The 6,848-nt window shown below is 60.1% G+C and carries 5 protein-coding genes and 1 pseudogene; 2 read left to right on the top strand and 4 right to left on the bottom strand.

The genetic code is table 11. The features are described from left to right. Positions 1-411: 411 nt before the first annotated feature. Both AC4PS7_RS05760 and AC4PS7_RS05755 read left to right on the top strand, forming a co-directional pair. Positions 412-1,182 carry a hypothetical protein gene (locus tag AC4PS7_RS05760; protein WP_010211670.1) on the top strand — a complete coding sequence of 257 codons (771 nt, stop codon included), beginning with the start codon at positions 412-414 and terminating at the stop codon, positions 1,180-1,182. Positions 1,183-1,334: 152 nt separating this feature from the next. Then, on the top strand, positions 1,335-2,147 hold the full coding sequence (locus AC4PS7_RS05755; RefSeq protein WP_010211671.1) for an alpha/beta fold hydrolase: 813 nt from the start codon (positions 1,335-1,337) through the stop codon (positions 2,145-2,147). Positions 2,148-2,184: 37 nt separating this feature from the next. Here AC4PS7_RS05755 and AC4PS7_RS05750 read toward each other — a convergent pair whose 3' ends face one another. From AC4PS7_RS05750 to AC4PS7_RS05735, 4 genes and pseudogenes are all read right to left on the bottom strand, one after another. Further along, on the bottom strand, positions 2,185-3,027 hold the full coding sequence (locus AC4PS7_RS05750; protein ID WP_392397732.1) for a methyl-accepting chemotaxis protein: 843 nt from the start codon (positions 3,025-3,027) through the stop codon (positions 2,185-2,187). A 15-nt stretch (positions 3,028-3,042) separates the two neighbouring features. Then, positions 3,043-3,243: pseudogene (locus AC4PS7_RS05745) on the bottom strand (HAMP domain-containing protein); the annotation flags it as partial. A 1,023-nt stretch (positions 3,244-4,266) separates the two neighbouring features. After that, positions 4,267-5,679, bottom strand: coding sequence for an aminotransferase-like domain-containing protein (locus AC4PS7_RS05740; RefSeq protein WP_021492127.1), 1,413 nt, complete (start codon positions 5,677-5,679; stop codon positions 4,267-4,269). Between the two features lie 203 nt (positions 5,680-5,882). Next, positions 5,883-6,644: an SDR family oxidoreductase gene (locus AC4PS7_RS05735; RefSeq protein WP_010211676.1), complete on the bottom strand. Its 762-nt coding sequence runs from the start codon at positions 6,642-6,644 to the stop codon at positions 5,883-5,885. Positions 6,645-6,848: the final 204 nt, after the last annotated feature.

Below are 6,848 nucleotides of genomic sequence, written 5' to 3'. Positions count from 1 at the left end.
CCTGTTACCGCCGTGAAAGGGCGGTGTCCTAGGCCACTAGACGAAGGGGACACACGTACAACATTCACTACCTAGCCGCGTTTCGCTGTGTGCTTTACGCGTTAAGTGGCGCGCATTCTATGGATGGATTGAAAGGTCGTCAACCCCCAAGGATAAATTTATTAAAATCAATGACTTCGACCTGCTTTGCGGGCTTGCGGGCAGATTGTGCGCGGCCGGGCTTTGACGCCTATATTCTGGCGCCCGACAAGACGCTATAGTTCACGCTGGCAAATGATGGCAATGTGCATCCATGCAGGGAGCGCCTATCTATATAGAAGCAAACTACCCGGGCAACTGGTCGATCAGTCCTATCCGCCGGATGGCCCAGTCACTACACTCTACTGTAAACCCTATAAAGAGGTCACACCGGTGACACCACTCATGATCACCCTGCTGGTAATAGCCGGGATCGCAATACTGATCGCCATTGGCTACATGAACCACGTGGTGGAAAACAACAAGCTTGAAAAGAAGCGCACCGAGATCGAGCTTAATGATCGTCTGCGCCGTTGCGGTGAAATCACCGAAACCTTCCCCGGCCAGTTGATGACCCCGGCACTCAAACTGTTGATCACCCGCCTGGAGCTCAACGTCAACCAGCGCCTGCTGAACCTCAACAAAGGCAGCGCAGCGCTGAAAGCCCGCATCGCCGAGCTGAATGCGCTGGTGGCCCAGGGCGAATCGATCCCGGTGAACAACCCGCCTGCGCCGATCCAGACCGAAGCCAAGGCCAAGGACGTGCGTTTCCTGCTCGAAGCCCTGCACGGCCAGGTCACCCGCGCCGCCCAGGACGGTTTCCTGCCGGCCAACGAGGCCAAGCACTGGATCCGAGAAATCCGCCATATCCTGGTGTTGCTGCATATCGAGTTCTTCAACAACCTTGGCCAGCATGCCCTGCAACAGGCTCAGCCAGGCCAGGCACGCCTGGCATTCGAGCGTGGCGTGCAGTACCTGCGTAAACAGCCGGAGCCGGCGATCTACAGCGCGCAGCTGCAACACCTGGAAGCCCAGCTGGTCCGCGCGAACTCGACGGTGCTGACCAACAGCAAGCCCGCCGAAGACGAAATCAACGAACTTACCGAAGGCCTCAAAGTGGTGGACGCCGACGCCGAGTGGAAGAAAAAAGTCATCTACGACTGATTGTGCGGTCGTGGGGCGAGCCTGTGTTGAGCGGGCTTGCCCGGCTCACTACAACCTCATGGCTTCACAAGATGCCATCACTTTGCATCTATCCCCACGCGCCCGACTAGCGTAAAAAAGTGCCCCTTACTCCGTGAAGTCAGAGGCCCGTTATGCCCGTCGCCGTCATTGATGGACAACCGCTGCACTACGTAGACCAGGGCACAGGCCCAGTCGTCCTGCTCGGTTCAAGCTACCTGTGGGACGCCGACATGTGGTCGCCACAGATCGAGGCCCTGTCGCAACAGTACCGGGTGATCGTGCCCGAACTGTGGGGCCATGGTGAATCCGCTTCGTTGCCGGCGCAAACCCGCTCCCTTGATGACTTGGCACGCCAGGCCCTGACCCTGATTGACCAGTTGGATATTGCACAGATCAACCTGGTGGGGCTCTCGGTCGGCGGTATGTGGGGCGCACGCCTGGCGCTGCGGGCTCCCGAGCGGATCAACAGCCTGGTGCTGATGGACACCTACCTGGGCGCCGAGCCCGAGGCCACGCGCCAGTACTATTTCTCACTCTTCAAGATGATCGAAGACGCCGGCGCGATCCCCGAGCCGTTGCTGGATGTGGTGGCGCCGATCTTCTTCCGCCCGGGCATCGACCGCGAATCAGCGCTGTACCAGGATTTCCGCAAGCAATTGCAGGGTTACTCCAAGGAGCGCCTGTTGCAGAGCATCGTGCCCCTGGGTCGGTTGATCTTCAGTCGCGAAGACATACTGGAGCAGCTCCCACGCCTGGACGCCGATACCACGCTGGTGATGTGCGGCGAGCAGGACAAACCACGCCCTCCCGCCGAGTCCGAGGAAATGGCCGGGCTGATCGGCTGCAGCCTGATCCTGATTCCGGAAGCAGGCCATATCAGCGCAAGGGAAAACCCGGACTTCGTCAACGAAGCCCTGTTGACTTTCCTCGCCAACAACGCCTGACCGCCCTTCCCCTGCGGTCGCTGCCAACGTGCAGCGATCACAGGCGGAAGTGTCCCACCATACCCTTGAGTTCCGCCCCCAACTGCGCCAGCTGAATGCTCGACGCGGCGTTGCCTTGCATACTCAACGCCGACTGATCGGCACTGGCGCGGATACTGGTGACGCTGCGGTTGATCTCTTCGGCCACCGAGCTTTGCTCCTCGGCCGCCGCGGCAATCTGCTGGTTCATCTGCTGGATCAACGACACCGCCACCGCGATGCTGCCCAAGGCACTTTCGGTTTCCAGGGCATCGCTCACCGCCAGCTTCACCAACTCCCCGCTTTGCTGGATCTGCTGCACCGAGGACTGTGCCGCGCTGCGCAAGGTGCTGACCAGTCGTTCGATTTCTTCGGTGGAGTGTTGAGTACGCTTTGCCAAGGCCCGTACTTCATCGGCAACCACCGCAAAACCACGACCCTGCTCGCCAGCGCGGGCGGCCTCGATGGCGGCGTTGAGCGCCAGCAGGTTGGTCTGTTCGGCCACACTTTTGATCACACTCAACACGCTGCCAATATGCTGGATCTCCGCGCTCAGGCTCTCGATGCTGGCGCTCGCACTGGAGCTGGAAGTGGCCAACAACTCGATGCGCTGCAAACTCTGGCGCACGACCCGCTGACCGCTATCGACTTTTTCATCGGCGGTCTGTGCGGCTTGCGCGGCCTCTTCGGCGTTGCGTGCCACGTCATGCACGGTGGCGGTCATCTGGTTCATCGCCGTGGCGACCTGTTCGGTTTCTTCTTTCTGGCTGCTGACCTCGACATTGGTCTGCTCGGTGACGCTGGACAAGGAATGCGCCGAACTGGCCAGTTGCTCGATACCGGCTTGCAGGCCGCTGACCATCTGGCTAAGCCCGTTGCCCATCTGTTGCATGGCCTGCATCAACTGCCCGATTTCATCACGGCGGTTGACCTCCATGCGCCCGCTCAAATCGCCGGCGGCGATCTGCTGCGCCACGGCAATCACGCTGCGCAGCGGTGCGACGATCAAACGGGTGATCACCCACGCCGCTATCAACCCCACCAGCAAGGCCAGGGCCGAAGAACCGAGGATCAGCATTGAGCTTTTCTTCAACTGCGCCTGCATGGACTGGTCTTCGGCGTCGTATGCCTGGTTGACCCGGCTGACCACTTGGTCCGCCCGATCATGCAACTGTTTGTAGACCACCTTCTCTTGAGCCAGTAGCCCGGTGTACTCACCGAGTTTTTCACTGAAGGCGGCGATATGCCCGGCGACTTCGTTGAGCACGGTCTGGTAGCCAGAGTCCTTGACCGAGGTCTTCAGTTGCTCGACCTGGGCCAGGGCCTGGTCGGCTTGCTCGATCTTGCCTTGTTCGCTGGTGTCTTCATCGACTTTACGGCTCTGGTTCAGGCGTACATGGGCTTCATTCATGGCCTGCAGCATCAGGCGCGACACCTGGCTGACCTGCCCCGCCTGCTCGATAAACTCAGCGCCTTCCTTACCCTGGCTTTCCTTCAGGCCATAGGCGCCGTCATCCGCCAACCCGGCCTGCAACACATCCAGATTGTTCGCCACGCTGGACACCGACCAACTGGCCATTTCCAACGCCAGGTCCTTGGTCTGGGTCAATTCGACAAACTCATCGAACGCCTTGCGGTAGGCGGCCAAGGCTTCCTCTACATCGGTCATCACCGGCACGTTGGCCGCCGACTGGGCCTTGAGACTGGCCGCAAGAGCCGCCAAGGCATCGACACTTTCATGCAGGGCGTCGACGGCCTTGGGGTCGGCGTGCAACGCGTAGTCCTGCTCGATCAGGCGCACCTTGAGTAAACCGCTGTTCAGCGACGACATGGCCTTGAGCCCTTCGAAACGCTGACCAATGGTTTGCAGGGACCACACGCCGATCGCTGCGATCAACGCCGTCAGCAGCAGTACCAGGGTGAAGCCCAAGCCCAGTTTTTTTGCCATACCGAGGTTGGCGAATTGTCGTTGCACGGCCGAAATCATTGCACTTGAATCCTCTTGCAATGGCGGTTGCCATCGAGCCTTGTTTACACAGGCGAGAGTCGCAACCACAAGGCACTGAACACAAGTCGTTGGCGCCACAATAATGGCAAAAAGCTACACACTCGTCGTTTTCAGAATGGTCGAGGTCGATCTGGCGGGCCCCATGGCGCGGAACAACGCCAACGCCCGTTGATCAGCGGCATAGGCCACGTTGATGCGCAGCCACTCACTGGGCTCGCTGGTTGGGCTGAACAGCGCCCCCGGCGACAACAGAACGCCGAGCCGTCGGGCACATGCCTGCAACTGTGACCAGTCCCCTACTCCCGGACGAGCCCACAGGAACATACCGCCTGCAGGTATGGCGAACACCTCCCACTCCTCGTCCTCCAGCACCTGTAGCGTAGCTGCCATTTGCGTGTTCAGCCGCTTGCGCAAGCGCTGTACCCATTTGCGGTAGGTGCCATTTGCGAGCAGCGTGACCACCACCGCTTCGGCAAAGCGTGAAGTGCCGAAACCGGTCAGGGTCTTGAGGCTGGCCAACTGCGCGATGATCGCGGCGCTGGCACTCAGGTAACCCACGCGCAAGGCACTGCTCAAGGTTTTGGAAAAGCTGGCGACGTAGATCACCCGATCATCATGGGGCAGTGCTGAAAGGCGTGTGCAACTGGCGTGTTGCAGGTCACCGAAAACATCCTCTTCAACGATCAGGAAATTGTCGCGCCGCGCCAGCTCCAGCAAACGCTCTGCCACCGTGCGGCACAGGCTGGAGCCGGTGGGATTGTGGTACAGGCTGTTGATGAACAGGCACTTGGGCCGATGCCGCTGCAGCAGCGCTTCCAGCGCCGGAATATCCGGGCCGCCAGGGGTTCGCGGGACTTGCAGGAGTTGCACGCCGTGAAAGGCCAATTGCCGATAGAGGTTGCCGTACCCGGGCGTTTCGACCACCACGCAGTCGCCGGCCTTGAGCAGGGTGCGTATCAGCAAGTCCTGGGCATGGCTTGCGCCCGCCGTGGTGAGGATACGGTCCTGGTGGGTGGCAATGTGGATTCGGCTCAGGCGCTTGAACAGTTGTTCACGCAGCGCCGGCAACCCCAATGGCGTGCTGTAGTTGAACAGGCCGGCGGTGTCGATTCGAGTGACCTCACGAATCGCGTAACTGATGTCATCGCTTTCACGCCAGGCATCCGGCAACCAGCCGCAGCCCAACTTCAGTTCGCCCAGTGGGCTATCAACGAAGGTGCCCCATCCCCGCTCCGCACCTTCGTACCAAAGGTCCTCAGGCAAAGCGGGCGGCTGGGCCACGCTGAAACCCGAACCGGGCCTGGAAACCAGCACACCCTGGGCAACCATCCGCTCGAACGCCTCGATCACGCTGGATTGGCTGAGCAAATTATCGAGGGCCACCTGTCGAATGGACGGTAAGCGCGTGCCGGGGCTCGCGCCACTCGAGCGAATCCATTGCGTCACTGCGCTGATGATTTGCTGCACCACCGGTACAAGGGCTTGTCGATCGATCCCTAAATCCATGCGCCACTCACTTCAACTGTCTGTTATTCAACCCAGAACAGTTAAGCACAGAAGCCCATTTCGACCGCCTGCCAATACTTATTAAATCATTGATTTTGTTGGATTATTTACCTAATGATACACATTCTGACGGGGCACTCCGCCATCTATGGAAACGCCCCACAGCCCCCCAAACCTTTTCGAATGGAGGGCGGCGTGAGGTCCTAGATTGCGGTCGCACCACCGTCCACCGCCAAGGCTTGACCCGTGGTAAACGCCGCACCGTCGCTGCACAGATAAAGCACCGCACTGGCAATTTCCTCGACCTTGCCGATGCGACCCACCGGGTGCATGGCAGCGGCAAATTCAGCTTTGCGTGGGTCGGCTTCATAGGCTCGCCGGAACATATCGGTATCGATCACGGCCGGGCAGACCGCGTTGACGCGGATTTTCTTCTTCGCATACTCGATGGCCGCCGATTTGGTCAGGCCGATCACCGCATGTTTGGATGCCGCATAAATACTCATCTTCGGCGCCGCGCCCAACCCCGCGACTGACGCGGTGTTGACGATCGCCCCGCCGCCCTGGGCCAACAGCAGCGGCAACTGGTGCTTCATGCACAACCACACGCCCTTGACGTTGACACCCATGATCGCGTCGAACTCATCCAGGCTGCCGTCGGCCAGCTTGCCCTTTTCGATTTCGATCCCGGCATTATTGAAGGCGTAGTCCAGGCGACCATAGGCGGCAAGGGTCTGGGCCATCAATTGCTGGACGTCCGCCTCCAGCGTGACGTTGCAGCGCACAAACAGCGCTTCGCCGCCGGCCTGATGGATCAGGGCGACGGTGTTTTCACCGCCCGTTGCATCCAAATCGGCAACCACGACCTTCAAACCTTCGGCGGCGAACGCCAGCGCGGTGGCGCGGCCAATACCGGCAGCGGCGCCGGTCACCAGAGCGACCTGGCCGGAAAACGTCATGCTCATAGAAGATGTCCTGTGGGAGAAAAAGCGGTGGGTCGAGTCTAGCCAACGCCGCGCCGGACGCGTCAGCACTATCAAACCGCCGGTTGGGGCTGCATGGATCGCAGTGATAAGGGCCACCTGGCGACTATCAGCAACACCTATCGACCGGCATTCGCGCCCTCGGTGAACCTTGCTCCCTGCCCATTGAAGGTCTATCACTTCAGG

Source organism: Pseudomonas sp. DW-iso3 (assembly GCF_058725305.1).
Note: the sequence above shows the minus strand (reverse complement) of the source record. Positions and strands in the feature narration are given on the sequence as shown.